Origin of the sequence: Sorangium sp. So ce381 (assembly GCF_051473845.1) — a bacterium.
Taxonomy (GTDB): Bacteria; Myxococcota_A; Polyangia; order Polyangiales; family Polyangiaceae; genus Sorangium; species Sorangium atrum.
The window spans coordinates 10,797,021-10,822,816 of the sequence record NZ_CP150336.1; the positions used below are offsets into that span (position 1 = coordinate 10,797,021).

21 protein-coding genes are annotated in these 25,796 nt (G+C 69.8%); 15 read left to right on the forward strand and 6 right to left on the reverse strand.

From position 1 onward, the window contains the following. Positions 1–256 precede the first annotated feature (256 nt). The 14 genes from WMF29_RS40505 (at position 257) to WMF29_RS40570 (ending at position 15,495) form a co-directional block, all read left to right on the forward strand. Positions 257–952 carry a cytochrome c3 family protein gene (locus tag WMF29_RS40505; RefSeq protein WP_437325431.1) on the forward strand — a complete coding sequence of 232 codons (696 nt, stop codon included), beginning with the start codon at positions 257–259 and terminating at the stop codon, positions 950–952. Then, on the forward strand, positions 949–3,948 hold the full coding sequence (locus WMF29_RS40510; protein ID WP_437325432.1) for a TAT-variant-translocated molybdopterin oxidoreductase: 3,000 nt from the start codon (positions 949–951) through the stop codon (positions 3,946–3,948). The genes WMF29_RS40505 and WMF29_RS40510 overlap by 4 nt, the downstream gene beginning before the upstream one ends. Further along, the gene (gene nrfD / locus WMF29_RS40515) at positions 3,945–5,378 is read left to right on the forward strand and encodes an NrfD/PsrC family molybdoenzyme membrane anchor subunit (protein WP_272102442.1); all 1,434 of its coding nucleotides are present in this window, start codon (positions 3,945–3,947) and stop codon (positions 5,376–5,378) included. Before WMF29_RS40510 ends, nrfD begins: the two co-directional genes overlap by 4 nt. After that, complete coding sequence (locus WMF29_RS40520; protein ID WP_437325433.1) at positions 5,368–6,135, forward strand: DUF3341 domain-containing protein; 768 nt, start codon at positions 5,368–5,370, stop codon at positions 6,133–6,135. Before nrfD ends, WMF29_RS40520 begins: the two co-directional genes overlap by 11 nt. Continuing rightward, on the forward strand, positions 6,132–6,743 hold the full coding sequence (locus WMF29_RS40525; protein ID WP_437325434.1) for a c-type cytochrome: 612 nt from the start codon (positions 6,132–6,134) through the stop codon (positions 6,741–6,743). Before WMF29_RS40520 ends, WMF29_RS40525 begins: the two co-directional genes overlap by 4 nt. After that, positions 6,740–7,942 carry a hypothetical protein gene (locus WMF29_RS40530; protein WP_437325435.1) on the forward strand — a complete coding sequence of 401 codons (1,203 nt, stop codon included), beginning with the start codon at positions 6,740–6,742 and terminating at the stop codon, positions 7,940–7,942. Before WMF29_RS40525 ends, WMF29_RS40530 begins: the two co-directional genes overlap by 4 nt. A gap of 10 nt (positions 7,943–7,952) precedes the next feature. Continuing rightward, positions 7,953–8,603: a hypothetical protein gene (locus tag WMF29_RS40535; RefSeq protein ID WP_437325436.1), complete on the forward strand. Its 651-nt coding sequence runs from the start codon at positions 7,953–7,955 to the stop codon at positions 8,601–8,603. Beyond that, entirely contained in the window at positions 8,603–9,445 is an 843-nt protein-coding gene (locus WMF29_RS40540) for an SCO family protein (protein WP_437325437.1), read from the forward strand. Before WMF29_RS40535 ends, WMF29_RS40540 begins: the two co-directional genes overlap by 1 nt. Before the next feature lie 30 nt (positions 9,446–9,475). Further along, the gene (coxB, locus tag WMF29_RS40545) at positions 9,476–10,420 is read left to right on the forward strand and encodes a cytochrome c oxidase subunit II (protein ID WP_272102436.1); all 945 of its coding nucleotides are present in this window, start codon (positions 9,476–9,478) and stop codon (positions 10,418–10,420) included. Between the two features lie 19 nt (positions 10,421–10,439). After that, complete coding sequence (gene ctaD, locus WMF29_RS40550; RefSeq protein WP_437325438.1) at positions 10,440–12,077, forward strand: cytochrome c oxidase subunit I; 1,638 nt, start codon at positions 10,440–10,442, stop codon at positions 12,075–12,077. Then, positions 12,074–12,760 (forward strand): cytochrome c oxidase subunit 3 family protein, encoded by a 687-nt coding sequence (locus WMF29_RS40555; RefSeq protein WP_437325439.1) that lies wholly within the window; start codon positions 12,074–12,076, stop codon positions 12,758–12,760. Before ctaD ends, WMF29_RS40555 begins: the two co-directional genes overlap by 4 nt. A 15-nt stretch (positions 12,761–12,775) precedes the next feature. Beyond that, on the forward strand, positions 12,776–13,273 hold the full coding sequence (locus WMF29_RS40560) for a cytochrome C oxidase subunit IV family protein (RefSeq protein WP_437325440.1): 498 nt from the start codon (positions 12,776–12,778) through the stop codon (positions 13,271–13,273). Positions 13,274–13,466: 193 nt separating this feature from the next. Next, positions 13,467–14,939 (forward strand): sensor histidine kinase, encoded by a 1,473-nt coding sequence (locus tag WMF29_RS40565; RefSeq protein ID WP_437325441.1) that lies wholly within the window; start codon positions 13,467–13,469, stop codon positions 14,937–14,939. A 7-nt stretch (positions 14,940–14,946) separates the two neighbouring features. After that, a complete protein-coding gene (locus tag WMF29_RS40570) occupies positions 14,947–15,495 on the forward strand; it encodes a response regulator transcription factor (protein ID WP_437325442.1) in 549 nt (182 codons plus the stop codon). Between the two features lie 72 nt (positions 15,496–15,567). Here WMF29_RS40570 and WMF29_RS40575 read toward each other — a convergent pair whose 3' ends face one another. Continuing rightward, positions 15,568–16,764 (reverse strand): trans-sulfuration enzyme family protein, encoded by a 1,197-nt coding sequence (locus tag WMF29_RS40575; protein WP_437325443.1) that lies wholly within the window; start codon positions 16,762–16,764, stop codon positions 15,568–15,570. 85 nt (positions 16,765–16,849) lie between these two features. On the opposite strand from WMF29_RS40575, the gene WMF29_RS40580 reads away from it, so the two are divergent. Then, positions 16,850–18,514, forward strand: coding sequence for a nitrite/sulfite reductase (locus tag WMF29_RS40580; RefSeq protein WP_437325444.1), 1,665 nt, complete (start codon positions 16,850–16,852; stop codon positions 18,512–18,514). Between the two features lie 27 nt (positions 18,515–18,541). Here WMF29_RS40580 and WMF29_RS40585 read toward each other — a convergent pair whose 3' ends face one another. The 5 genes from WMF29_RS40585 to WMF29_RS40605 form a co-directional block, all read right to left on the reverse strand. Further along, positions 18,542–20,659, reverse strand: coding sequence for an ATP-dependent helicase (locus WMF29_RS40585; RefSeq protein ID WP_272102428.1), 2,118 nt, complete (start codon positions 20,657–20,659; stop codon positions 18,542–18,544). Between the two features lie 88 nt (positions 20,660–20,747). Continuing rightward, positions 20,748–21,737, reverse strand: a complete 990-nt coding sequence (locus tag WMF29_RS40590) for a hypothetical protein (protein WP_437325445.1) — start codon at positions 21,735–21,737, stop codon at positions 20,748–20,750. Between the two features lie 74 nt (positions 21,738–21,811). After that, positions 21,812–23,197 (reverse strand): serine/threonine-protein kinase, encoded by a 1,386-nt coding sequence (locus tag WMF29_RS40595; protein WP_437325446.1) that lies wholly within the window; start codon positions 23,195–23,197, stop codon positions 21,812–21,814. Beyond that, positions 23,194–24,186 carry a serine/threonine-protein kinase gene (locus WMF29_RS40600; protein ID WP_437325447.1) on the reverse strand — a complete coding sequence of 331 codons (993 nt, stop codon included), beginning with the start codon at positions 24,184–24,186 and terminating at the stop codon, positions 23,194–23,196. Before WMF29_RS40600 ends, WMF29_RS40595 begins: the two co-directional genes overlap by 4 nt. Positions 24,187–24,377: 191 nt before the next feature. Beyond that, on the reverse strand, positions 24,378–25,760 hold the full coding sequence (locus WMF29_RS40605; protein ID WP_437325448.1) for an extensin family protein: 1,383 nt from the start codon (positions 25,758–25,760) through the stop codon (positions 24,378–24,380). Between the last annotated feature and the right edge of the window lie 36 nt (positions 25,761–25,796).

Below are 25,796 nucleotides of genomic sequence, written 5' to 3' on the forward strand. Positions count from 1 at the left end.
TGCGTTCTCCGGCCGGCGTCGACGTTTCGAGAATTTTTCAAGCCGGTGTCGCGTCCAGTTTGCACCCGTGTCGTAAGGACGGACGCCTGTAGCCGCGGCAAAGTGCCGCACCCCCGCGGCGGCCTGCCGCGGCGTGGACCTTCAGTTATCCACAGCGGCAATCTGCCGCAGTCACGCGGCACTTTGCCGTCTTGTCGCACCCCGCCAGCAAGCCATAACTGCGCCCGCGCGTCCCTCCGACGCCCACCACAACCCTATGGCGCGGTTCCTGTTCCCACGATGGGCCAACAAAGTGGTTCCGTTGGGGCTGCTCTTCGGAGTCCTGCCCCTCGGCGCCGCTGTGATCGGCGGATTCTGGTACTACGGTACCAACAAACATATCGAGGTCGGGTATCAGCCGGATCAACCGGTTGACTATTCCCACAAGCTGCACGCCGGCGACCTCGGTATCGACTGCCGCTACTGTCACAGCACAGTAGAGGTCTCCAGCTTCGCCGCAGTTCCCCCCACCGAGACGTGCATGAACTGTCATGCCAAGGTGCGGCGGGACAGCGAAAAGCTCCTCCTCGTCCAGGAGAGCTGGGCGACGGATCAACCCATCCCCTGGGTGCGCGTCCACAACCTGCCGGACTACGCCTATTTCGACCACTCGGCCCACCTGGCCGCAGGGGTCGGCTGCGTGAGCTGTCACGGCCGCGTGGACCAGATGCACAAGGTCCGGCAGGTCCAGCCGCTCTCGATGGGATGGTGCCTGGACTGCCACCGCAATCCGGGTCCCAACCTCCGCAATCCCGCCGACGTCACCAAGATGGATATGGCACCCGCGACGGCCGCCATGGCGGGCGCCGGCATCCCGGCGAGCCACGAGCCTTACAACGATCGCGTGCCAGCGGTCACTTCCTCCGGGCGGCAGGTGCAGGCGCCGCTTCACTGCTCGGGGTGCCACCGATGAGTAAACGAACTCCTCTCCCCCTCGCCCAGGACCTCTCTGGAAAGACCTACTGGCGCAGCTTGAACGAGCTCTCCGGCTCGCCCGACTTCGTCGACGCGCTCGGGCGCGAGTTCCCGCCGGCCGCGTTCGAGCCGCCGGAGGGCGTCGGGCGGCGCACGTTCCTGAGCCTCATGGGCGCGTCGCTCGCGCTCGGTGGCCTCGTGGGCTGCCGCCGGCCCGTCGAGCAGATCCTGCCGTACTCGCGGACCCCGGAGGAGGTCATCCCGGGCAAGCCGCTGTTCTTCGCGACGGCGCTCCCGATGATGGGCACGGCCTTCGGCGTCATCGTCGAGAGCCACGAGGGGCGGCCCACCAAGATCGAGGGCAACCCGAAGCACCCCGAGAGCCTCGGCAGCACCACCCTCTACACCCAGGCCGCGGTCCTCGACCTCTACGATCCCGATCGCAGCAAGTCGCCGCGCGAGGGCGCGAACGAGAAGTCCTGGGACGACGCCGCGGCGTTCCTCCGCACCGAGGGCGACAAGCTCCGCGGCCGCGGCGGCAAGGGCCTCACGATCCTGACCGAGGCGCACCGGTCGCCGACGCTGGCCGCGCGCCTCGCGGATCTCCGCAAGACGCTGCCCGAGGCGCGCGTCGTCCGGTACGAGCCCTTCTCGCGCGACGCCGCGCGGGAGGGCGCGCGGATCGCGTTCGGCAAGCCGCTCGAGACCACGCTCGACCTGACGAAGGCGCGCGTGATCGTCGCGCTCGACGCCGACCTGTTCGCCTCCGACGGCAGCCCGCTCAAGCAGGCGCGCGCGTTCTCGGCGGGCCGCGCGGTCGACAAGGACCCGAAGGCGATGAACCGCCTCTACGCCGTCGAGAGCACCTTCACGATCACCGGCGCGGCCGCGGATCACCGGCTCCGCATCCAGAGCCGCAAGATCCCCGCCTTCGCCTTCGCCCTCGCGACCGAGCTCGGCAAGCGCGGGGTCGCGCTCGACGCGGAGCTGCTCAAGGCGCTCGAGGGCAAATCGGAGGGGCTCGACGCCAAGGCGACGCGGCACGTCGCCGCCATCGCCGCCGACCTCGCCGCCAACCGCGGCCAGGGCGCGCTCGTGGCCGGGCGCTCGCTGCCGAAGGAGGTCCACGCGCTCGTGCACCTCATCAACCTCGCCCTCGACAACACGGGCAAGGCGGTCCGGCTCGTCGCGCCCTTCGACGACTCGCGCGAGGGCCCCGAGGCGCTCGTCGAGCTCGCGCGCTCCATCGAGAAGAACGAGGTCGAGACGCTGATCATCCTGGGCGGCAACCCGGCCTTCGACGCGCCCGCGGACGCGCGCTTCGCCGACGCGCTCGCCAAGGTGGCCGTGAGCGTGCACGTCTCGACGCACGTCGACGAGACGAGCGAGCGCACCAAATGGCACCTGAACCGCGCCCATCCGCTGGAGTCGTGGAGCGACGTCCGGGCGGAGGACGGGACGGCCAGCGTCGCGCAGCCGCTCATCGCGCCGCTCTTCGGCGGCAGGACGGACGCCGAGGTCATCGAGCTGCTGCTCGGCGGCTCGCGGACGGCGTACGACCTGGTGCGGGCGACCTGGCTGACCGCCGAGGGCGCGAAGCGCACCGAGGACGACTTCCGCCGCGCGCTGCACGACGGCCTCGTCGCGGGCACCCAGCTCGCGGACGAGCAGGTGGCCGCCGCGGCGCAGGGCGCGATCGAGGCGCTGCGCGCGTTCGCGCCCGCCGCGGGCGAGGGCCTGGAGGTGACCTTCCGGCCCGACGTGCACGCGTGGGACGGCCGGTTCGCGAACAACGGGTGGCTCCAGGAGCTGCCCCACCCGATGACGAAGCTCACCTGGGGCAGCGCCGCGAACCTCTCGCCCTCGACGGCGGCGCGGCTCGGCCTGAAGGACGGCGACGTCGTGACGCTGACGGGCAGCGGCGCGTCGGTGCGGATCCCCGTCCTCGTCGCGCCGGGGCAGGCGGACGACTCGGTGGGCATCACCGTCGGCCAGGGCCGGCGCGCGCAGCTCCGGGTCGGCCACGGCGTCGGCGTCGACACGACCCCGCTGCGGAAGAGCGACGCCTTCGAGCTCGCCGGCGGCTTCTCGCTGGAGAAGGCCGGCGAGGTGGTGGCGCTGGCGCGCACGCAGGAGCACTTCGTGATGGAGGGCCGCCCGCTCGCGCGCGAGGGGACGCTCGACGAGTTCCAGAAGGACGCGGAGTTCGCCGCCAAGCAGGTGCACGTGCCGCCGCTGCTCAGCCTGTTCAAGGAGCCGAACCGGCGGCAGGGGCACGCGTGGGGCATGAGCATCGATCTCAACGCCTGCATCGGGTGCAACGCGTGCGTGGTCGCCTGCCAGGCCGAGAACAACATCCCGGTCGTCGGCGCCGAAGGCGTGCGCATGACGCGCGAGATGCACTGGCTCCGGATCGACCGCTACTTCCAGGGCACGGACCCGAACGAGCCGGAGAGCATCCAGCAGCCGCTCCCCTGCCAGCACTGCGAGAACGCGCCGTGCGAGCAGGTCTGCCCGGTCGCCGCCACGACGCACAGCCCCGAGGGGCTGAACGACATGGCGTACAACCGGTGCGTCGGCACGAAGTACTGCGCCAACAACTGCCCTTACAAGGTCCGTCGCTTCAACTTCCTCGAGTACGGCCAGCCCGACTCGGAGGAGCGGAAGATGCAGTTCAACCCCAACGTCACCGTCCGATCGCGGGGCGTCATGGAGAAGTGCACCTTCTGCGTGCAGCGGATCAACCACGCCAAGATCGACGCCAAGCGAGAGGGGCGGGAGCACATCAAGGACGGCGAGATCGTGACCGCGTGCCAGGGCGCTTGCCCGACGCAGGCCATCGTCTTCGGCGACCTCGACGACGCCACGAGCCAGGTGGCCGCCACGTCCGCTAGCCCGCGCGGTTACAGGCTGCTGGACGAGATCAACACCAAGCCGCGGGTCACCTACCTCGCCAAGATTCGCAACAAGAACCCGGAGCTCGCCGACGCATGAGCGCCACAGCACCCCTCCAGGTCGACCACCCCCGGCTCTCGGACCGCGCCGCCCTCTTGGACGAGGCGCCCCTCGTGCAGGGGAAGGACGACTTCCGCTCTCTCACCGACAAGGTCTCGGGCATCATCCTCAGCAAGCGCCCCCCGGGGTGGCTCGTCCTGCTGTGCCTTGCCCTCAGCATCCTCCTTATCCTCGCCGGCTCGCTCGCTCACCTCGTCGGTACCGGTATCGGTATCTGGGGGCTGAACACGACGGTCAACTGGGCGTGGGACATCACCGGCTTCGTGTTCTGGGTCGGTATCGGCCACGCCGGCACGCTGATCAGCGCCATCCTCTTCCTCTTCCGCCAGAAGTGGAGGACGAGCATCAACCGCGCCGCGGAGGCGATGACGATCTTCGCGGTCGCGTGCGCCGCCATCTACCCGGTGGCCCACCTGGGCCGGATCTGGTTCGCCCACTGGCTGTTCCCGATCCCGAACCAGATGAGCATCTGGCCGAACTTCAAGAGCCCGCTGCTCTGGGACGTGTTCGCCGTCTCGACCTACGCGACGGTCTCGACCCTGTTCTGGTTCGTCGGCCTCATCCCTGATCTCGCCACGATCCGCGACCGGGCCACGACCCGGACGAAGCAGATCGTCTTCGGGATCCTCTGCCTCGGCTGGCGCGGCTCGCACCGCCACTGGCTGCACTACGAGAAGGCCTACCTGATCTTCGCCGGGCTCTCGACGCCGCTCGTGCTCAGCGTGCACACGATCGTGTCGTTCGACTTCGCCGTCTCGATCGTCCCCGGCTGGCACACGACGATCTTCCCGCCGTACTTCGTCGCGGGCGCGATCTTCAGCGGGTTCGCGATGGTCGTCACGCTGATGGTGTTCGCGCGGAAGGCGTTCGGCCTCGAGGGCCTCATCACGATGCGGCACCTCGAGAACATGAACAAGGTCATCGTCGCGACCGGCACCATGGTCGGTTACGCGTACGGGATGGAGCTCTTCATCGCCTGGTACAGCGGCAACGGCTACGAGCAGTTCGCCTTCCGGAACCGCATCCTCGGCCCGTACGCCTGGGCCTACTGGACCATGGTGAGCTGCAACGTGATCTTCCCGCAGCTCTTCTGGTTCAAGAAGGTGCGCACCAGCATCCCCGCGATGTTCATCCTCTCGATCCTGGTCAACATCGGGATGTGGTTCGAGCGCTTCGTCATCATCGTGACGAGCCTCCACCGCGACTTCCTCCCCTCGAGCTGGACCTACTTCCGCCCGACCATCTGGGACATCTCGACGTTCTTCGGTTCGTTCGGCCTCTTCTTCACGCTCTTCCTGCTGTTCGTCCGCTACCTGCCGATGGTCGCGATCAGCGAGGTGAAGGGGGTCACGGCGGCGGCCGATCCTCACGGCTCGCACAGCAACGACGAGGCTCATCATGCAGCGTAACAGCGATGCCCGACGCCAGAAGCGCTCCGGGAAGCCCGCCTCGGCCGAGGAGGCACGAGCGCACAAGGGCTCCGCGCGCGACAGCCAGCCCGACATCGAGCCGCAGGGCCACGTGCCCGAGGACGACGCGGAGTACTCCGAGCCGCACGAGAGCGGGCCGCACGGTCAGGCCGCGCTCTCGATCGAGCGCAAGCTGGAGCGCAAGGCCGAGCAGGAGGCGGACGGGGAGTCGGCCCTGTTCGGGATCATGGGCTACTTCACGAGCCCGAAGGACATCTATCACGCGTGCGAGGCGCTCCGGGACGCCGGGTACAGCCGCTTCGACGCGCACACGCCGTTCCCCGTGCACGGGCTGGAGAAGGCGATGGGGCTCAAGCCGTCTCCGCTGCCGTGGCTCGTGCTCGGCGGCGGCACGGCGGGGCTCGCCAGCGCCATCGCGCTCGCCTGGTACACGCAGTACTACGACTATCCGCTCATCATCAGCGGCAAGCAGTCATTCTCGTACCAGGCCTTCATCCCCATCTTCTTCGAGCTCACGGTCCTCTTCGCGGCGCTCACGTGCTTCTTCGGGCTCTTCGCGCTCGGGCGCCTGCCCACCTTGTTCCACCCCACCATGACGCACCCCTCGTTCCCGCGCGCGACCGACGACGCCTTCTTCATCAGCGTCGAGGCGAGCGACCCGAAGTTCGATTCCACGGAGACGCGCAGCCTCCTCCAGCGCCTCGGCGCCCAGGGCATCCGGGAGGTCTCGTCGTGAAGCGCTGGAGCATTCCCCTCCTCCTCGTCCTGGCAGGCTGCCGTGGACAGGCGAGCAGCGATCCCCCGATCCACGTCTTCGGAGACATGGACTGGCAGCCCAAGTTCCAGCCCGAGGAGGGTACGCGCCTGTTCCCCGACGGGCGGGCGATGCGGCCGATCGTCGAAGGCACGGTGGCCCAGGGATCGCTCGACGAGAGCGAGGCCTTCCGCACCGGCAAGGAGAAGGACGGCGAGACGTTCCTGGCGTTTGCGCCCATCACCGTCGATGAGGCGGTGATCCGGCGCGGCCAGGATCGCTTCCACATCTACTGCACCCCGTGCCACGACCACAGCGGGAGCGGCCAGGGCATGGTGGTGAAGCGCGGATACCCGCCCCCCATCGACCTCGCGTCGGACCGGGCCCTCGGCCTGCCCGACGGCGAGATCTTCAACGTCATCACGAACGGCGTGCGCAACATGCCGGCTTATCGGAAGCAGATCCCGGTCAAGGACCGGTGGGCGATCGTCACGTGGGTGCGCGTGCTGCAGCACAGCCAGCACGCGCACATCGACGACGTGCCCGAGGCCCAGCGGGGCAACATCGCGAAGGAGAGCGGAACTCCATGAAGTCCCACGGAAGTGCTCTGGCCGAGGACACGAAGGTCCTCGATCCGGCGGTCGCGAAGCGGCTCGTCTCGGGGAGCATGGTGCTGGCGATCGTCGGCGTGGTGCTCTCGGCGGCGGCGGCGGTGACGGACACGAAGCGCTTTGCGTTCTCGTACCTCACCGGCTTCACGTGGCTCGTGACGATCGCGCTCGGCGCGCTGTTCTTCGTGATCATCCAGCACCTGACCCGCGCGCGCTGGTCGGCGGCCGCGCGCCGCCACATGGAGTGGATGAGCGGCATCCTGCCCGCCTGCATCGTGCTGTTCCTCCCGGTCGCGGTGCTCGCCCACGACATCTACCATCACTGGATGGGGCCCGACGCCGCGAACGATCATGTGCTCCACCAGAAGGCGCCCTACCTGAACCCGACCTTCTTCTACATCCGCGCCGTGGTGTTCCTCGCGGCGTGGGCGGGCCTCGCGCTCTGGTTCATCAAGACCTCCCGCGCGCAGGACAAGAGCGCCGATTTCCGGCCCACCGCGAGGATGCGCGCCGGCGCGGCCCCGGCCGTCATCGTCTTCGCCCTGACCATCTCGTTCGCGGCGTTCGACTGGCTGATGAGCATCGACCCGCACTGGTACTCGACGATCTTCGGCGTCTACGTGTTCGCCGGCTCGGCCACGAGCTCGCTCTCGGCGCTCGCGCTGATCACGATCGCGCTCCACAAGGCGGGGCTCCTGCGCAAGGTGAGCAACGTCGAGCGCCAGCACGACATCGGCAAGCTGCTCTTCGGTTTCACGATCTTCTGGGCCTACATCGCGTTCTCGCAGTTCATCCTGATCTGGTACGCGAACATCCCCGAGGAGACGATCTTCTACCGCCACCGCTGGGAGGGCTCGTGGCACGTCGTGAGCCTGGCCTTGCTGTTCGGGCACTTCGTCATCCCGTTCCTCGTCCTCCTGTCGCGGCACGCGAAGCGGAGCCCGCTCGTGCTCGGCGCGGCGTCGGTGCTCCTCCTCGTGATGCACTATGTCGACCTCTACTGGCTCGTCATGCCGAACGTGGATCACCACCTGCACCTGAGCTGGATCGACCTCGCCGGCCTGCTCGGCCCGCTGGGCGTGGGAGCCTGGATGCTCGCGCTCCAGGCGGCCAAGAGCCCGCTGTATCCCCTGAACGACCCTCACCTTGCCGAAGCGGCTCGGATCGACAACCCGTAAGGAGCCGGCCATGAGCGAAGCGACCGACAACACAGCGACCGATCACGACGAGGCCCAGGCCGAGGCGGATCGACCGAACAACTCGCTCATCTTCGTGATCGTGATCGCCACGCTGTTTTCCATCGTGGTGACCGTGCTCTTCGTCAACGAGATCTTCAAGTCGACGATGGAGCACGAGATCTCGAGCAAGGTGCTCGAGCCCCCGAACAGCGCGCTCCGCGGCCTGCGGGCCATGGAGCAGGAGCGGCTCAGCCGCTACCAGTGGGCCGACGAGAAGAAGGGCGTCGTCCGCATCCCGGTCGATCAGGCCGTCGCGCTCACGCTGAAGGACTACCAGGAGAGGCGCGTGAGGAGCGCGGCCGCTCCCGCTGCGACGGCCGAGCCCGCGCAGCCCGCGGACGGCGCGGCGAAGCCCGACGAGGGCGCCGCCGCCGGCGAGCCGTCGAAGGCCGAGGACGCAGCGAAGCCGGGCGACAAGGACGCGGCGAAGCCCTCGGACGCCGCCAAGCCTGCCGCCACGGCCACGCCTGCGAAGCCTGCCGAGTCGGCCAAGCCGGCCGAGGCCGTGAAGCCCGCCAAGCCCGCGGACGCGAAGCCCGCCCAGCCTGCAGGCGCGGCGCCCAAGCCCGCGGCCCCGGCGACCCCCGCTCCGGAGCAGTGATGTCCCGCCCGCTGTCTAGCCTGCTCGCCGTTCTCGCGCTCGTGGTGGCCACGGTCACCCCGGCGCGGAGCGCGCGAGCTGCGGACACGACCATCCCCACCGAGCTCACCGGCATCGACATCGACGAGCGGCCGGGAGCCCTGCTCCCGCAGAAGCTCCGGCTCCGCGACCAGTCGGGGCAGGAGGTCGAGCTCGCCAAGTACGCGGCGGGGGACAAGCCCCTCGTCCTGGTGCTCGGTTACTTCGAGTGCCCGATGCTGTGCTCGCTGGTCCTGAACGGCGTGCTCCAGGCCATGAAGGAGAGCGCCTGGAGCGCGGGCAAGGAGTACCGCACCCTCGTCGTGAGCTTCGACCCCCGGGACACGCCCGAAGCCGGGCGCAAGAAGCGGGCGAACTACATCGAGGCGTACGGCAGGCCGGTCACCGGCGACGGCTTCGACTTCCTCGTCGGCGACGAGGCGTCGGTGCGCGCGCTCGCCGACGCGGTGGGCTTCCACTACCGGTGGGACGAGACGACGAAGCAGTACGCGCACGCGGCGGGCGCGTTCGTCTTCACGCCGGATGGACGCCTGTCGCGCACGCTCTACGGCATCTCCTTCCCACAGAAGAACTTCGGCCTCGCGCTGCGCGAAGCGGGCAGCGGGCAGGTCGGGAGCACCTGGGATCGCGTGCTCTTGTTCTGTTTTCACTACGATCCCAACGCCCGAGGGTACGTCCTGGCGACGAAGCGGCTGATGATGGCGTCAGGCGCCGTCACCGTCGTGCTCCTCGGGCTCTGGCTGATTCGCTTCTGGCGGACTGAACGCTCCCGCACGAGGGTGCGCGTAAACGAGGCTTCCTAGGTACAAGGTGGCGGAGCCACAACTATGGTGATGAAAAACCCGATCGAACTCGGCTCCTTCTGGCTGCCCCGCCAGGGCTCGACGCTCGCTGAGCGAATCGACTCCGCGTGGGCTGCGGCTTACTGGGTCTCCGTCCTCTTTTTCATCCTGGTGGCGGGGGCGACGGTCCTCTTCGCCATCAAGTACAAACGGCGCAGCGAGCGCGACAAGACGAGCCCCATCGACCACAGCACGACGGTCGAGGTCGTGTGGACGCTGATCCCGCTCGCCATCGTGATCTCGCTCTTCTTCGTGGGCATGCGCGGCTACGTGCACGCCTCCGTCGCGCCGGCCGAGGCCTATGAGATCAACGCCACGGGCGAGATGTACCTGTGGACGTTCACCTACCCCGACGGGACGACGACCGTGAACGAGCTCGCCGTGCCGCGGGGGCGTCCGGTGCGGATCATCCTGAGCTCGAAGGACATCCTCCACGCCTTCTTCATCCCGGAGTTCCGGGTGAAGCAGGACGTGGTCCCGGGCTCGTACACGTCGGTGTGGTTCGAGGCGACCGAGGCGCGCGAGACGGTGCTCCTGTGCGCCGAGTACTGCGGCTCCGGTCACTCCGACATGATGGCCACCGTCAAGGTGCTGGAGCCGTCGGACTTCGACAAGTGGCTCGAGGGCAACAACAACAGCGACCTGCCCCCCGAGGAGCTCGGCAAGCTGCTCTTCGCCAAGCGGAGCTGCGCGACCTGCCACTCGCTCGACGGGACGCGGATCCAGGGCCCGTCGCTCAAGGCTGTCTTCGGCCGCGAGGAGGAGCTCGCGGACGGGGCCAAGGTCGTCGTGGATGAGAACTACATCCGCGAGAGCCTGTTCAACCCCGGCGGCCAGGTCGTGCGCGGCTATCCGCCGGTGATGCCGTCGTTCAAGGGGCTCCTGAAGGACAAAGAAGTGGACGCGCTCATCGCTTATCTGAAGACGGTGAAGTGAGCGCCGGGGAGAAGCAGTCATGTCGCAGACCGTAACAACCCTCGACGTCAATACGGCACCCGACGGCGGCCACGGAACGGACTACATCCGGGCCCAGAGCGGGATCATGTCGTGGCTCACCACGGTCGATCACAAGCGGATCGGCCTGATGTACCTCATCAGCACGTTCATCGCGTTCGCGATGGGCGGCGTGTTCGCGCTCATCCTCCGGCTCGAGCTCCTGACGCCGAAGGAGACGATCATGAGCGCGAACACCTACAACCAGATGTTCACGCTGCACGGCGCGGTGATGACGTTCCTGTTCATCATCCCGAGCATCCCCGGCGCGCTCGGCAACTTCCTCCTGCCGATCATGATCGGCGCGAAGGACGTCGCCTTCCCCAAGCTGAACCTCCTCAGCCTGTACCTCTACTGGATCGGCGCCCTCTTCACGCTGTCGTCGCTCATCACGGGCGGCATCGACACCGGCTGGACGTTCTATGTGCCGTACTCGAGCACGGTGACCACGACGTCGGTCCTGAGCGTCACGTTCGGCGTGTTCATCCTGGGCTTCTCCAGCGTCCTCACGGGGCTGAACTTCATCGTCACGATGCACAAGCTCCGGGCGCCGGGGATGGGCTGGTACAAGATGCCGCTCATGCTCTGGGCGATCTACGCGACCAGCATCGTCCAGATCCTCGCCACGCCGGTCCTCGGCATCACGCTCCTCCTGCTCATCGCGGAGCGCGCGTTCCACATCGGCATCTTCGACCCGGCGCTCGGCGGCGACCCGGTGCTCTACCAGCACTTCTTCTGGTTCTACAGCCACCCGGCCGTCTACATCATGATCCTTCCGGGCATGGGCATCATCAGCGAGCTCATCTCCGTCCACGCGCGGCGCAGGGTCTTCGGCTACAAGGCCATCGCGTTCTCCAGCGTCGCCATCGCCCTGGTCGGCTTCCTCGTGTGGGGCCACCACATGTTCACCTCGGGCCAGAGCGAGTTCGCGGCGATCATGTTCTCGTTCCTGACCTTCCTCGTCGCCATCCCCAGCGGGGTCAAGGTCTTCAACTGGATCGCGACGCTGTGGCGCGGCTCCATCAGCTACAGCGCGCCGATGCTGTACGCGCTGTCGTTCCTCATCCTCTTCTCGATCGGCGGGCTCACCGGCATCTTCCTCGGGATGCTCAGCGTCGACCTGCACCTCCACGACACGTACTTCGTTGTCGCGCACTTCCACTACGTGATGGTCGGCGGCACCGTCATCGCCTACATCGGCGGGCTCCACCACTGGTGGCCCAAGATCACCGGGAAGATGTACTCGGAGCGGCTCGCGACGATCTCCTGCGCGCTCGTCTTCATCGGCTTCAACGTGACGTTCTTCTCGCAGTTCATCATGGGCAGCCGCGGGATGCCGCGCCGCTACTACAACTACCTGGACCAGTTCCAGCCGCTGCACGCCTTCTCGACCGTGGGCTCGTGGATCCTGGGCCTCGGCTTCCTCGTGATGATCATCTGCTTCATCAAGTCGCTGCGCTCCGGCGCGCCGGCGCCGGCGAACCCCTGGGGCGGCCTCAGCCTCGAGTGGACCACCGCCTCCCCGCCCATCACCGAGAACTTCGTCCGCACCCCGGTCGTGACCAAGGGCGCATACGACTTCAACACGGAGAACGCATGAGCGCGCACGCCGAGGCCGCCGACCGGCCGAACAAGGCAGGCACCGCCCTGTCCCCCGACTTCCACGTCGCCCATCATTTCGATTCCGCCGACACGCAGTTCGACGCCGGCCGGATGGGCATCTGGCTCTTCCTGGTCACGGAGATCCTGCTCTTCGGCGGGCTGTTCTGCGCGTTCGCCATCTTCCGCGGCTGGTTCTTCGATTCGTTCGTGGAGGCCCACCACCACCTCGACAAGGTGATGGGCGGCATCAACACGATCGTGCTCATCTGTTCCAGCCTCACGATGGCGCTCGCCGTCCGGTCTGCGCAGCGGAGCGACAAGAAGAACACCACGCGGCTGCTCGTGGTGACCCTGCTCTGCGCGGCCGTATTCCTCGTGATCAAGTACTTCGAGTACCAGCACAAGTTCCACGACGGCCTGCTGCCCGGGAAGTACTTCACCGCCCAGGGCTTCACCACGGCCCACGCGGGGACGTTCTTCGCCATCTACTTCATGATGACGGGCATCCACGGCCTGCACGTCGTCATCGGGATGGGGCTCATCACGTGGATCCTCATCCGCAACACGCGCGGTGAGTTCTCGAGCCGTTACTACTCGCCGGTCGAAGGGGTGGGGCTGTACTGGCACCTCGTCGACCTCATCTGGATCTATCTCTTCCCCCTGCTCTACCTGGTGGGCTGAGGCCTAGAGGACCGCATGTCGACACACGCAGAAGCAGCCGGCGCGCACGGGCACGGGCACGGCCATGGCCATGGCGCCGATCACGTGCCTCACGTCCTGCCGCTCAAGGTCTACATCGCCACGTGGCTCGCGCTGCTCGTGCTCACGGTCGTCACCGTGGGCGCGAGCTACGTCGACCTCGGCGCCGCCAACCTGGCGATCGCGATCATCATCGCGACGACGAAGGCGGGCGTCGTGGCGCTCATCTTCATGCACCTCAAGTGGGACCATAAGTTCCACGCCCTGATCTTCGCGTCGTCGCTCATCTTCCTGGCGATCTTCATCGGCTTCACGATGTTCGACACGGCCAACCGCGGCCGGGCCGAGCAGATCGAGGCCGAGCGGCCGGCGGACATCAAGGCGCCGTTCGACGGCAAGCGCGCCGCCGACGACTGGAGGATGAAGCGCTCGCACAAGGCGCCGCCGCCGCCCGAGCACGGCGCGCACGGCGGCGGAGCCGAAGAGGCCAAGTGACCGGCCCGGGGCCGAGCGCCCCGCCGGCACGAGGCCGGATGTAATCCGGCCAACAATCTCAAGTCACTGATTTCGCTGGGGTTTTTCCTGATAGCCCCAGGATGTGGGCCGGGGCGCACCTCGCGCGTGCTCGCGGCTTTCGTGCGCGGTACAAGGGAGCGGATGCAAGGCAACGTCGGAAGGTTGCTCCGGGATGGACGCCGGACGCCTCGACCGCGCCCTGGAAAGCCCCTCTGTCCGCGCGCGGATGCAATCCTCCTTCCAGCCATGGTCGCTTGACGCAGGTCCCGACCCCGCCAAGAGCAGCGCGCCCCCGGCGGCGCGCCGGCGGCTCGCGGTCCTGCTCTCCGGGCCGAAGCCCCCGTCCTGGGACACCGCCGACAGGTGGCTGATCCAGCTGCGGTGGGGGGCGATCGCGGGGATGATCGCGACAACGGTCGCGGGCAGGAAGCTCGTCCCCGAGCTCGGGCTCGCTCCGCTGATCGTCGGCATCGCCGCGATCGCGGCGGCCAACGTCGCCTGGACCGTCCGGGTCCAGCGCGCGCGCCGGCCGGACGGGGGCGAGCCCTCGGCGCGCGAGCCCGCGCAGGATCACGCGCGCGCCCAGCTCGTGGGCGACGTGATCGCGAACGCCTGGATGCTCTGGTTCTCGGGCGGGCTGGCGAATCCGTTCGCCGTCTTCCTCGCCTTCCACATCGCCCTCTCCGGCCTCCTCTGCCCGCGGCGCACGACCGTGCTCGTGGGCCTGTTGACGCTGGCCGCGATCGCCGTGCTCACGTACGCGGCGCCGCTGCCGCTCGACGCGGCGCCGCTCGGTGGCGAGCGCATCCGGCGGCTCGGCGACCTCGTGTCGCTCACGTCGCTGACGCTGTTCCTCGGCTTCTTCGTCGTCGTCTACGCGCACAGGCTCGAGGAGCTCCGGCAGCAGAGCCAGCGGAACGAGCGGCTGGCGATGCTCGGCCGCATGGTCGGCGGGATGTCGCACGAGCTCAGCACGCCGCTCGCGACGATCCTCCTCGCGAGCAAGGACCTCGTCGACGTGGCGCGGGAGACGGGCTCCGAGGACGCGGCGCGCATGGCCGAGACCGTGGCCGGCGAGGCGCGGCGCGCGAGCGACATCATCGGGCTGATGCGCGGCCAGATCCGGCTCGATCAGCGGCTGGAGCCGCTGGAGCTCACCCGCTTCGTGCGCGACCTGACGAAGGTCGAGCTCGCGCGGCTCGGCTACCGCGGCGCGCTCGCGTTCGATACGCCGCGGCCGGTGCAGGCGGACGTGCTGCGGCCGGCGCTCTGCCAGGTGCTCGTCAACCTGCTCGCCAACGCCGCCGAGGCGACGGCCGGCTCGGCCGAGCAGCGGATCGAGGTGAGCGTCGTCGAGCGCGGCGACGTCTGCGAGATCGCGGTCTCCGACAACGGGCCGGGGCTCAACCCCGACATCGCCGGGCGGCTCGGGGAGCCGTTCCAGACGACGAAGATGGAGCAGGGAGGCATGGGGCTCGGGCTCTACATCAGCTCGATGATGGCCTCCCGCATGAACGCGGTGCTGCGCATGGAGAGCGTCGAGACCGGCGGCGCGAAGGCGACCTTGCGCCTCCGCCTCGACGGGAGCACGGACCCCATGGACACGGATCTCCCCGGCGCGCTGAAGCGCTCCGGGGCCGCCTGAGGTGAAGATGACGCGACGGATCGAGACGGCGCTCCTCGTGGACGACGACGACGCGTTCCGCACCACCCTGCAGGGCGCGCTGCGCCGCCGCGGGGTCGTGGCGAGGACCGCGGCGACGATCGACGAGGGGCTCGTGGCGCTCGAGTACGAGCCGGTGGACCTCGTGGTCATCGACTACCGCATGCCGCGCGGCGACGGGCTCAGCGCGCTCGCCCAGTACCGCAAGCTGCAGCCCGACGCGGCGATCGTGATGCTGACCGGGTTCGGGGACATCCCGCTCGCGGTGGCGGCGATGCGCGAGGGCGCCGACACGCTGCTCAGCAAGCCCGTCGACGCGGACAAGCTGCTGCGCGAGGCCGCGAACCTCCGGGACCGCCAACGCCCCCCGCCCTCGGCGGCGCCGACGCCGCCGCCGGGGAGCCTGAAGCTCGACGATCTCGAGCGCGAGGCGATCCGCGCCGCGCTGAGGGAGTCGGGCGGCGTGGTGGCCACCGCGGCGAAGCTGCTGGGGATCGACCGGCGGACGCTGCAGCGGAAGCTGAAGAAGCTCGGTTAGCTCCGCCCGCCCGGGGTCTGGCGAGGGATCCGGAGAGAGGCAGATTCCTGGCAGGCCTTCTGACCCGCGGGGCTAGGGCTTGCCGAGCGCGTCGAGCGCGCCGACGATGTCCCTCACGACGTCCTCGGTCTCCTCGATGCCGACCGACAGGCGGATCAGCGCGGGGGAGATGCCGATCGCCGCTAGCTGCTCGTCGCTGAGCTCGTGGAAGCTCATGATGCAGGGCTGCTCGATGAGCGTCTCCACGCCGCCGAAGCTCGGTGCGATCGCCGCGATGCGCGCGCCGTCCACGACGCGCGACGCCGCCTCTCGCCCGCCGCGCACGATGAAGCTCACGACCCCGCCGAAGCCGCGCATCTGCTCGGCCGCGACCTTGTGATCCGGGTGGGACGGGAGCCCCGGGTAGAACACCCGCTCCACCGCGGGGTGCGCCTCGAGCGCGCGCGCCACGGCGAGCCCGGTCGCGTTCTGCCGCTCGACGCGGAGCGCGAGCGTCTTCATCCCGCGCCCGATCAGCGCCGCGGCGTGGGGATCCATGATGCTCCCAAGGACGCTCCGCATGTCGCGGATCAGCGAGATCAGCGCGCTCGATCCGGAGACCGCGCCGCCGAGGACGTCGTTGTGGCCCGACAGGTACTTGCTGGCGCTGTGGACCACGAGGTCGATGCCGCGGCCGATCGGGTCGGAGTTGCAGGGGGTCGCGAACGTCGCGTCGACGACCGTCTTCACCCGCGCCTTCTTGCAGATCTCGGCGAAGCGGGACAGGTCGATACAGTGGAGGTAAGGGTTCGTCGGCGACTCGCTGAGCGCGAAGCGCGTGCGCGGCCGGATGGCCGCCTCGAGCTGATCGAACGCGCCCGGGTCGATCAGCGTGTGCTCGACGCCGAGCCGAGAGAGCACGTTGATCACGAACTGCCGCGTGCGGCGGTACACGTCGCGGAACAGGATGACGTGGTCGCCCGCCTTGAGGAGCGCGAACGCCGTGGTCGTCACCGCCGCCATCCCGCTCGCGAAGAGCAGGGCGTCCTCCGCGCGATCGAGCGCCGCGATGCGCTGCTCGACCTCGCGCACCGTGGGATTGCCGTAGCGACCGTACTCCTGCCGCTCGGGATCCACGTCGCCTCCGGCGAAATAGCGCTCGAGGTCCGCCGTGTTCGCAAAGGTGTACGTCGCCGTCTGCGCGATCGCAGGCGCGAGGGTGTGGGAGGGGCGCTGGCGGAGTACGCCCGCGTGCACGGCTTCGGTCGAGTTCGGCAGAGCGATCTTCATGGTGCTGGAGGCCGGATACCACGTGGAACCGGCCGTGATAATTGTCGCACTTGACGCGTCGGAAATATAGGGAATACCATCGGTTATGTCGCAACGAGTCGAGCGCCTTGCGGCGGCCATCGACGTACACGCCGAGAACGTCGCCAAATTCAAACGTGGTGAGCTGACCCCCGACCAGTTCCGCCCGCTGCGGCTGGCCATGGGTGTCTACGCGCAGCTCGCGCACGTGAAGCACATGCAGCGGATCAAGATTCCTGGAGGGCAGCTCACGGCTGCGCAGCTGGAAGCCCTCGCGGAAGTCACGGAGCGGTGGGGGCGCGGCCTAGCGCACGTCACGACCCGCCAGGACATCCAGCTCCACTACCTGGAGATCGAAGAGACGATCGACCTGCAGCGCGTGCTCGTGCGCGCGGGGGTGACGACGGTCGGCGCGTGCGCGGACACGCTCCGCAACATCACCGCGTCCCACCTCGCTGGCGTGGTCGAGGACGAGGTGTTCGACGTGACGCCTTACGCGCTCGCGGTCACCCAACACTTCCTCTTCCACGAGCACAACCGGCGGCTACCGCGGAAGTTCAAGGTGGCCTTCTCGGGGAGCGCGCGCGATCACGCGCAGATCATGATCAACGACGTCGGCCTGCTCGCGAAGATCGGCGACCGCGGGCGCGGCTTCGCGGTGTACGTGGCCGGCTCGCTCGGCTCGACGCCCGAGATCGCGCACCTCTGGAAGGAGTTCATCCCGGAGTCCGATCTGCTGCCGGTGTGCGAGGCCGTGGTGAGCGTGTTCCACCGGGACGGAGAGCGGAAGAACCGGAAGAAGGCGCGCCTCAAGTTCCTGCTGCGCAAGATCGGCGAGGCGGAGTTCCTGCGCAGGCTCGACGAGGAGTTCGATCGCATCAAGGCGGAGCGCGGCGAGGCGCTCGCGGCCGAGCTGACGGAGGAGGTGGCCGGGTACCGGGAGAACGATCCTCCCCCGCTCACGCCGCTGCGGGAGACGCTCGGCGACGGCGCGTTCGCGCGCTGGAAGCGGACCAACACGATCGCGCAGAAGCAGCCCGGCTACCGGGTGGCGACCGTCAAGCTGCCGCTCGGCGACATCACCGGCGAGCAGCTGAGGCGCCTGGCCGACATCTCGCGGCGCTACGGCAACGGCGAGGTGCGGGCGACGAACACCCAGAACTTCGTGCTGCGCTGGGTGCCGGAGGGGCAGCTGCTCAGCCTGCACCGCGAGCTCTCGCAGATCGGCCTCGCCGAGGCGGACTCGGGGCACATCACGGACGTGGTGACCTGCCCCGGCGGCGACTACTGCACGCTCGCGATCACGAAGAGCATGGAGGTCGGCACGCGCATCCGGGATCACCTGGTGCCGAACGGCAGCCGCCAGGAGACCGACGACTTCGTCAGCGCCCTCGGCGAGTTCGACATCAAGATCTCGGGGTGCCCGAACTCGTGCGGCCAGCACCACGTCGCGGACATCGGGATGACGGGCCTGATGGTGAAGGGCAAGGACGGCGTGGAGCGCCCGCACTACTCGCTCCGCGTGGGCGGCTGCTGCGGCCCGAGCGCGCGCATCGGCGAGCGCCTCGACGGCCGCATCCCCGAGGAGGAGACGCCCAAGGTCATCGCCGCGATCGCGCGCTTCTACATGGCCGGCCGCGCCGAGGGCGAGAGCTTCCGCGACTTCGTCACGCGCAAGGGCGTGCAGGAGATCACCCGCGCCGGCTTCGCGGCCGCCGAGGGCGCCCTCTGACCGAGCCCCCGTCGTCCCGCGCCCCGCTCAGCTGCGGCGGCGCGGGATGAGGGGGGGATCGCCTGCGAACGGGTTCATCGACAGCGCGGCCAGCACGCCGGCCGCGCCCGCCTTCACCTTTTCCATCCCCGGAGCGACCGGCGCGAGCTCCTCGCGCTCCTCCAGGAGCTCGGGGGGGATCTCGAGCATGAACCGGCTCGGCGTCCTCGGCACCATCTTGCCGCGCGAGCCGCGGTGCTTGGCCCGCGTGAGGTAGAGCCGATCGCGGGCCCGGGTGACCGCGACGTAGAAGAGCCGCCGCTCCTCCTCGATGCTGTGACCGCCCGTGTCGCCGCCCTCCGCGCCGCTCGGCGCGGCGTCCGTGGCGCGCTCGTCGAGGCTGCGCTGGTGAGGCATCAACCCCTCCTCCAGGCCGATCACGAACACGTACGGGAACTCGAGCCCCTTCGCGCCGTGCATCGTGGTGAGCGTCACCCGATCGGTGGCCTCCTCTTCCTCGGAGTCCTGCCGCAGGGCGAGCAGCCGCAGGAACTCGGCGAAGCTCGCGCGGTCCCCCTTCCCCTTCTCGTCGCGGCGCGCGAAGACGTTGAGCAGGCCCTCGATGTTGCCCCAGCGGCGCGCCGCGGCGTTGGCCGTGGACGAGCCGGCCATGATGTCTTCCTTGAAGCCGGCGTCGGCGAGGAGCGCGCGGGCGACCTCCGCGGAGGGCTCGCCGCGCTCGAACCGCGCGCGCGTGGCCTCGATGATCCGGAGCAGCTGGCGGCAGCCCTCGATCGCGGCGGCGGTCAGCTCGTGGACGGCGTGCGGCCGCGACACCGCCGTCCAGAGCGTCGCGTCGTGCGCCGTCGCGTAAGCGCCGAGCTTGGCCACCGCGACGTCGCCGATGCCCCGCGCGGGGTAGTTCAGGATGCGCCGCAGGCACATCTCGTCGCCCGGGTTGAGCGCGACGCGGAGGTAGGCGATGAGATCCTTGACCTCCTTGCGCTCGAAGAACTGCTGGCCGCCGATCATCCGGATCGGGATCTGCCGCTCCTTGAGGGCCGACTCGATCGCGGCCGCCTGGAGGTTCGAGCGGTACAGCACGGCGATGTCCTTCGGCCGCGCGGCCTCCCGCTCCAGGAGGCGCTGCGCCTCCGTGGCCACGAAGCTCGCTTCGACGTCGGGGTCCACGCAGATGATGGACCGCACCTTGTCGCCCTCCACGCGGGTGGCGATGAGCGACTTCTTGTGCCGCCGGGCGCCGGACTTGGCGAGCACCGCGTTCGCGACGTCGAGGATCGGCTTGCGGGAGCGGTAGTTGTGCTCGAGCTTGACGACCTTCGCGCCCGAGAAGTGCTCCTCGAAATCGAGGATGTTGCGCACGTCGGCGCCGCGCCAGGCGTAGATCGACTGGTCGTCGTCGCCGACGACGACCACGTTGCGGTGCTCGCCGCAGAGCAGGCGCAGGAGCTCCAGCTGGGCGCGGTTCGTGTCCTGGTACTCGTCGACGATCACGAAGCGGTAGCGCATCCGCCAGCGCTCGAGGACGTCGGCGCGCGACTGCCAGAGGCGGACCACCTCGCAGATGAGATCGTCGAAGTCGAACGCCTGGAACGAGCGCAGCGCCGCCATGTAGCGCGGGTACACGAGCATCGAGATCTCGTCGTACTCGTCGATGCCCTTGCCCTGCCGCTGGGCCTCGGCCCAGGTCTCGGCGTCGAGGAACGCGTTCTTGGCGTTCGAGATGCGCGAGAGGATCGCGCTGACGTCGTAGCTCTTGCCGGCGCGGAGCTCGCGGAGGATCTCGCGGATGACCCCCAGGGCGTCGGACTGGTCGAAGATGGCGAAGGAGCCGCCGCGCAGGCCGAGGGCGCGGGTCTCCGCGCCGAGGACGTCGAGCCCGAAGCGGTGGAAGGTGCAGACCTTGAGCTCGCGCGCGACCTTGGAGCCGACGAGCTTGCCGACGCGCTCGTGCATCTCGGCGGCGGCCTTGTTGGTGAAGGTCATCGCCAGCATGGAGCGCGCCGGGATGCCGCGATCGAGGAGGCGGGCGATCCGCGTGGTCACCACGCGCGTCTTGCCGGAACCTGCGCCGGCGAGCACCAGCATTGGCCCGAGCTCGTGCTCGACGGCCGCACGTTGAGACGGGTTCAATAAGTCCGACACCGTGCCGTGGCCTAGCCCGGCGCGCGGCGGAGCGGGAGCTTGATTTTATCGGAGCGCGGAGGAGGCGCTGGATGCGCGCTGGAAAGGCTCAGATGCCGGGCGGCGTGGCGAACTGCCCAGGGAACGGGTCCGCCTCCCGGCGGCGCTGGACCTCGTCGAACGTCCAGGGCGTCGTCCCGCGCTCATTGAAGAGGGCGACGCCGATCACGCCGACGTTCCTCGTGTCGCCGTGCTTCTGGTTCGCGTAGGAGCCGCGGACCGAGCCGAAGCGGAACGCGGCGACCGTGTCCACGGACTGGCGGAAGCCGTCGATCTCGAGCTCGCCGTGGGGATCGATCAGGTAACCGCGCTTGCTGAACGCCGCGGCCTGGCCGTCCATGACGTCGAGGCCGTCGACGGAGACGACGCACTCGAGCCGGTTCGGCGTGAGGTTGCGCAGCACGATGCTGTAGCGCTGGCCGGCCTCGCCGACGACGTGGGTCTTCTCGCCGGCGACGAAGCCGCTCAGGAAGCCGCCGCCCTCGCCGCGGAGCCCGACCGCGACCGCGCCGCCGGCCAGCGTGAAGGCCTGCGGCGACGTGCGGCGGAAGCCGGACGCGCTCGCCATGGCGCGGGCGCCCTCGGCGTCGTTGTAGAAAAGGCTCGCGACGACGAAGGGGCGGTTGACGTCGGCCCGGACGAACGGCGCGGTCGAGATGCGCGACACGCGCGTCTCACCCCACTCGGTGCCGAGGCCCGGGCGATCGATGGGCTCCGGCGCGACCTGGCTGCTCGGCGCCTTGCGCGCCGCCCCCTCGGCGCGCGAGGCGCCGCCCGCGGCGGAGGGCTGCTCCAGCGCGGCCGAAGGCGCCGCGGGCGAGGCGTCGGGCGACGGCGGCGCGGCGGGCGCGCCCGGCTCGAACGCGGCGCCGTCCTCGAACCCCTGTGCGCCGGAGGGCTCGGGAGCGCCCGTGATCGCGCGTCCCCCCTTTGCCGTGGGATCCGCCGGCCGGGCCGCGGTGCCGCCGCCGCAGCCGGCGGTGCCCGCGAGGAGCGATATCGCCAAACAAGCCAGCCCGATTCGTCGCATCCGGTTCATGGTCCCTCCACTCCGCAACTGCGGTGTCGACGCGGTGTCGACGCGGTGTCGACCAAAGAACGGGCTCGACGAGGCTACCTTACAGCCGAGCGCGCCTGCGCCGCGGCGGGCGCGGACGGCGGCGCAGGCGCGGCGTGCTCGCTCGCCGCGATCCAGCGCTGCCCGAGCGCGAGCCCGAGCGCGGCCGACGCGACGGCGAGCGCGCCGATGGCGAGCGCGCAGACGGCGAGCGCGGAGGCGCGCGACGCCGCACGGGCGACGGGCCGCGCCGGAGGTGCGCGCCGCGTCGAGCGCGCCCTCGGGCGGCGCGAGAGGCGCGCGGCGCCGGCCGACGCGGCGAGCAGCGGTCGGCGGAGCACCTCGGCGGGCACCTCGCCGCGCGCAGGCGTGCAGGCCGCGACGGCGTCGGCCGTGGTCGGGGTGAGCGCGGTCGCGCTGACCGCCGGCGCGGCGCTCGACTGCGATCCGTCGTGCAGCCGGCCGTGCAATCGGCGCACAGCGGCTTCCATGTCGGCGGCCGTCTGGAAGCGATGCTCGGGCGCCTTCGCGATCGCGCGCAGGATCAGCTGCTCGAGCGGCGCCGGGATCGGCTGCGGCGCGAAGCGCGAGGGAGGAGGAGGCTCGCGCTCGCAGTGAGCGAAGCGGAGCGCGTCGCCCCGGCCGCGCAGCTCGTCGAAGGGGCCCCGCCCGGCGACGAGCTCGTAGAGGACGAGGCCCATCGCATAGATATCCGCGCGCGGATCGATCGGCTGGGCGGCGCACTGCTCGGGCGCCATCGTCCTGGGCGTGCCGATGACGGCGTCCGGGGCGGTCATCGAGGCGCTTGCGTGGAGGAGCTTCGCGACGCCGAAGTCGAGGACCTTGAGCGTGCCGTCATCGCACAGGAACAGGTTCTCGAGCTTGAGATCGCGGTGGACGATGCCCGCCGCGTGCGCGAGCGACAGCGCGGACAGGGCCTGCAGGACCAGGTCGAGCGCTGTCGGGACCGCGACCACGCCGAGGCGCGCGAGCTCGGTCCGGAGATCGCGCCCCTCGAGGAGCTCCATGGCGAAGTAGGGGCGGCCGCCGTCGGTCGCGCCGAGGTCGAACACGCCGGGGAGGCCAGGGTGTCGCAGGCGGGCGATCGAGCGCGCCTCGGCGCGCAGGCGCGCCGAGAGATCGCTGCGGCCGGCGTGGCTGCGGTGCAGCACCTTGACCGCGAACCGGCGGCCGAGCGCCCGGTGCTCGACCTCGTACACCTCGCCCATGCCGCCCTGACCGAGCAGGCGCAGCACGACGTACGGCGTGCCCCGCAGCGGCTCCCCCTCGCCCAGCGCGCGGAGCGGCCACGCGTCTTCGAGCGGCTCGCCCTCGCCTCTCGCGCGGAGCGGCCGCGCGAAAGGGGCCCTCGGCGCGAGCGACACCCCGCCCGCGTAGAGCAGCGTGCGCGCCCCGGAGCACTCGGCGGACGCGCCGCTCATCGCGCCCCTCCGGCCGCGAGGCGCGCCCGCGCGCTGCGCTCGCCGTCCGGCGGCGAGGCGCGCCCCGCTCCGCCGAGAGCCGGCGTCTCCCTGCCCCCGCCTTCGCCCTGCGCCTCCGCGAGCGCGGCGGCCATCGCGTCCGCCGTCTGCCAGCGGAGCCCCGGATCCTTCTCGAGCGCGCGCGCGACGGCATGATCGAGCGCCGGAGGCACCCAGAGGAGCGAGCGAAGCCGCGGCGCCGGTGTGCCGAGGTGCGCCCGCATCACCGCCATCGAGTCGACCACCGGAAACGGACCACGCCCTGTGATCGCCTCGAAGAGCAGGAGGCCCACCGCGTACACGTCGGTGCGAGCGTCGACCTCCTCGCCGCGGATCTGCTCGGGCGACAGGTAGCGCGGCGTGCCGAGGACGTTCGAGCCTGTCGACGGCTCCAGCCCCTCGCGGCTCACCTTCGCGATGCCGAAGTCGATGAGCACCGCGTGCTCGGCCTCGGGCGCACCGGACGCGCTGTCCAGATCGGCCAGGCCCTGCTCGGCGCAGCTCGATTGCGCGAGGAAGACGTTCGCCGGCTTGATGTCGCGGTGGACGACGCCGGCGCGGTGCGTCGCCGCGAGCCCGCCGAGCACCTGGATGGCGACGCGCACGGCGGTGGGCGTCGCGAGCGGTCCGCGCGCGTCGAGCCGCTCGCGCATCGTCTCGCCGAAGAGGCGCGGCATGACGAGGAAGGGCCGGCCGTCGCTCGTCACGCCGACCTCCTCGACCTTGACGATGTGGGGATGGCTCAGCGCCGACAGAGTGCGCCCCTCCTGGACCAGGCGCGCTCCGATCTCGCTCGACCCCTCGTGCATGGCGCGGAGCAGCTTGAGCGCCCGCAGCTGGCCGCGGCGCCCGGTCACCTCGAAGACCTCCGAGCACGAGCCTGCTCCGATCCGACGGAGCACACGGTAGGAAGTCCCCGGCAGCGGCTGTCCGTCTTTCTTTTGCACCATGTCCGTCGACCTCCCTTGCGGGGGCGCGCGGCGGAGCGCCGGCGCCTTCGTTCGGGAAGGGAATCGTCGCTCTCGCGGCGGAAGTTGCGCGAACAAACCGCTCAGATCATCAAAAAACGCGCAATCAACGGATGTGCAGTGCGGCGCGCTGCGAGCCGTTCAGGGCTGTACAAGGGGCGCGCGGCCTTCGCTCAGTGATAGAGGAACCACCGGACGCCCGGCTTGATCTCCATATGATAATGGTCGACGTGCGCCGCATTGAAATTGGGCGTCAGCACGTATGTAAAAATCCCGAGATCCGCCGCTTCGCACACGATGGACCGGAGCTCGCGCGCCTCGGGGAGCTCGGGCTGGGGCGCCCCCTCACCGCAGGTCTTGTCCCCGATGCGGCCGTGGAAGTGGCGCGCGACGCTGATCCAGGTGCCGTCGCGCTTCTTGAGCGCGCCGACGTCGATGGCCAGGCCGGCGGGATGCCGCGTGCCAGGCGGAGCCCACGTACCGCGAGGCTTCTGCGCTGCATCGCTGCGCAGAGCGACGTCGCCACGGTGCTTGACCGCAGACGTCGTGGCCCGGGTCGGCTCCACGGCTTTGCGCCGAGCAGCGCGGCGCGCTCCGACCTTGCCGGCGGCCTTGGCTTGCCCGCTGCGCGCCGCGATCGTGCGCGTGCGCTGGCCAGGAGCCTTGGATGCGGCGCTTGGCTCGGCTTCCGAGGCGCCCTTCTCCTTCGGCGCGGCCTGCGCTGCGGCCTTCTCCTTGGGCGCGGCCTCGGCCGCCCCCTTCTCCTTCGGCGCAGCCCCCGCTGAGGCCTTCTCTTTGGGCGCGGCCCCCGCTGAGGCCTTCTCCTTCGGCGCAGCCTGCGCCGCCCCTTTCTGCGTCGGCCCGGCCTCCGCTGAGGCCTTCTCCTTCGGCCCGGCCTCGGTGGCCCCCTTCTCCTTCAGGCGTCGCGGTGGCTCATCAGGCGCCTTCGACGCCCCATCGAGCGCGCCCTTCTTGCCGAGCTCCACCGGCGGCGCGGGCTCGACCGGCGAGGCCTGCCTCGTCGATTCCTCGCGGGCAGCGCCGTCCGCAGCCTCCGCCTGTTTCACCGCGCTGTCAGCGGCCTTCGCATGCGCGATGGGGTGCCCGTGCTCTCCGTCGCCGTCCACGCCCTCGCCGCCGCGCATCGGCACGTTGGGCCGATACATCGTGTAATGGACGACCTCGTCGATATCGTGCCTCGAGAGCACGGCCGCGAAATCGTCGAGGGCGAGCGCGAGGCGCGCGTCCAGGATCTCGAACATGCTCGTCACGCGCTGCTCGGGCGGGAGCACCGAATGAAAGTACACGCCGCTCAGCCGACCCGTGAGCCGGATCGGAGCGCGCACCCCGGGCGCGTGGTCGACCTTGAGATACAGGATCTTCCGGCGATCCAGCTCCGCCAGCGCCTCTTCGTTCGTCATGTTGGCATAGCGGTACGCCGGGGACGCCTCGGCGACGCTCGCCTCCGGCATCATGAGGAACGGCGACGCGGCCGACGCGGGCGCCGGACCGAGCGTCGCGACGGACGCAAGCAGCGCGCAGGCCAACGGCTTCATCAGACAGCGAAGTCGGGAAAACGCCACAGCGGCCGC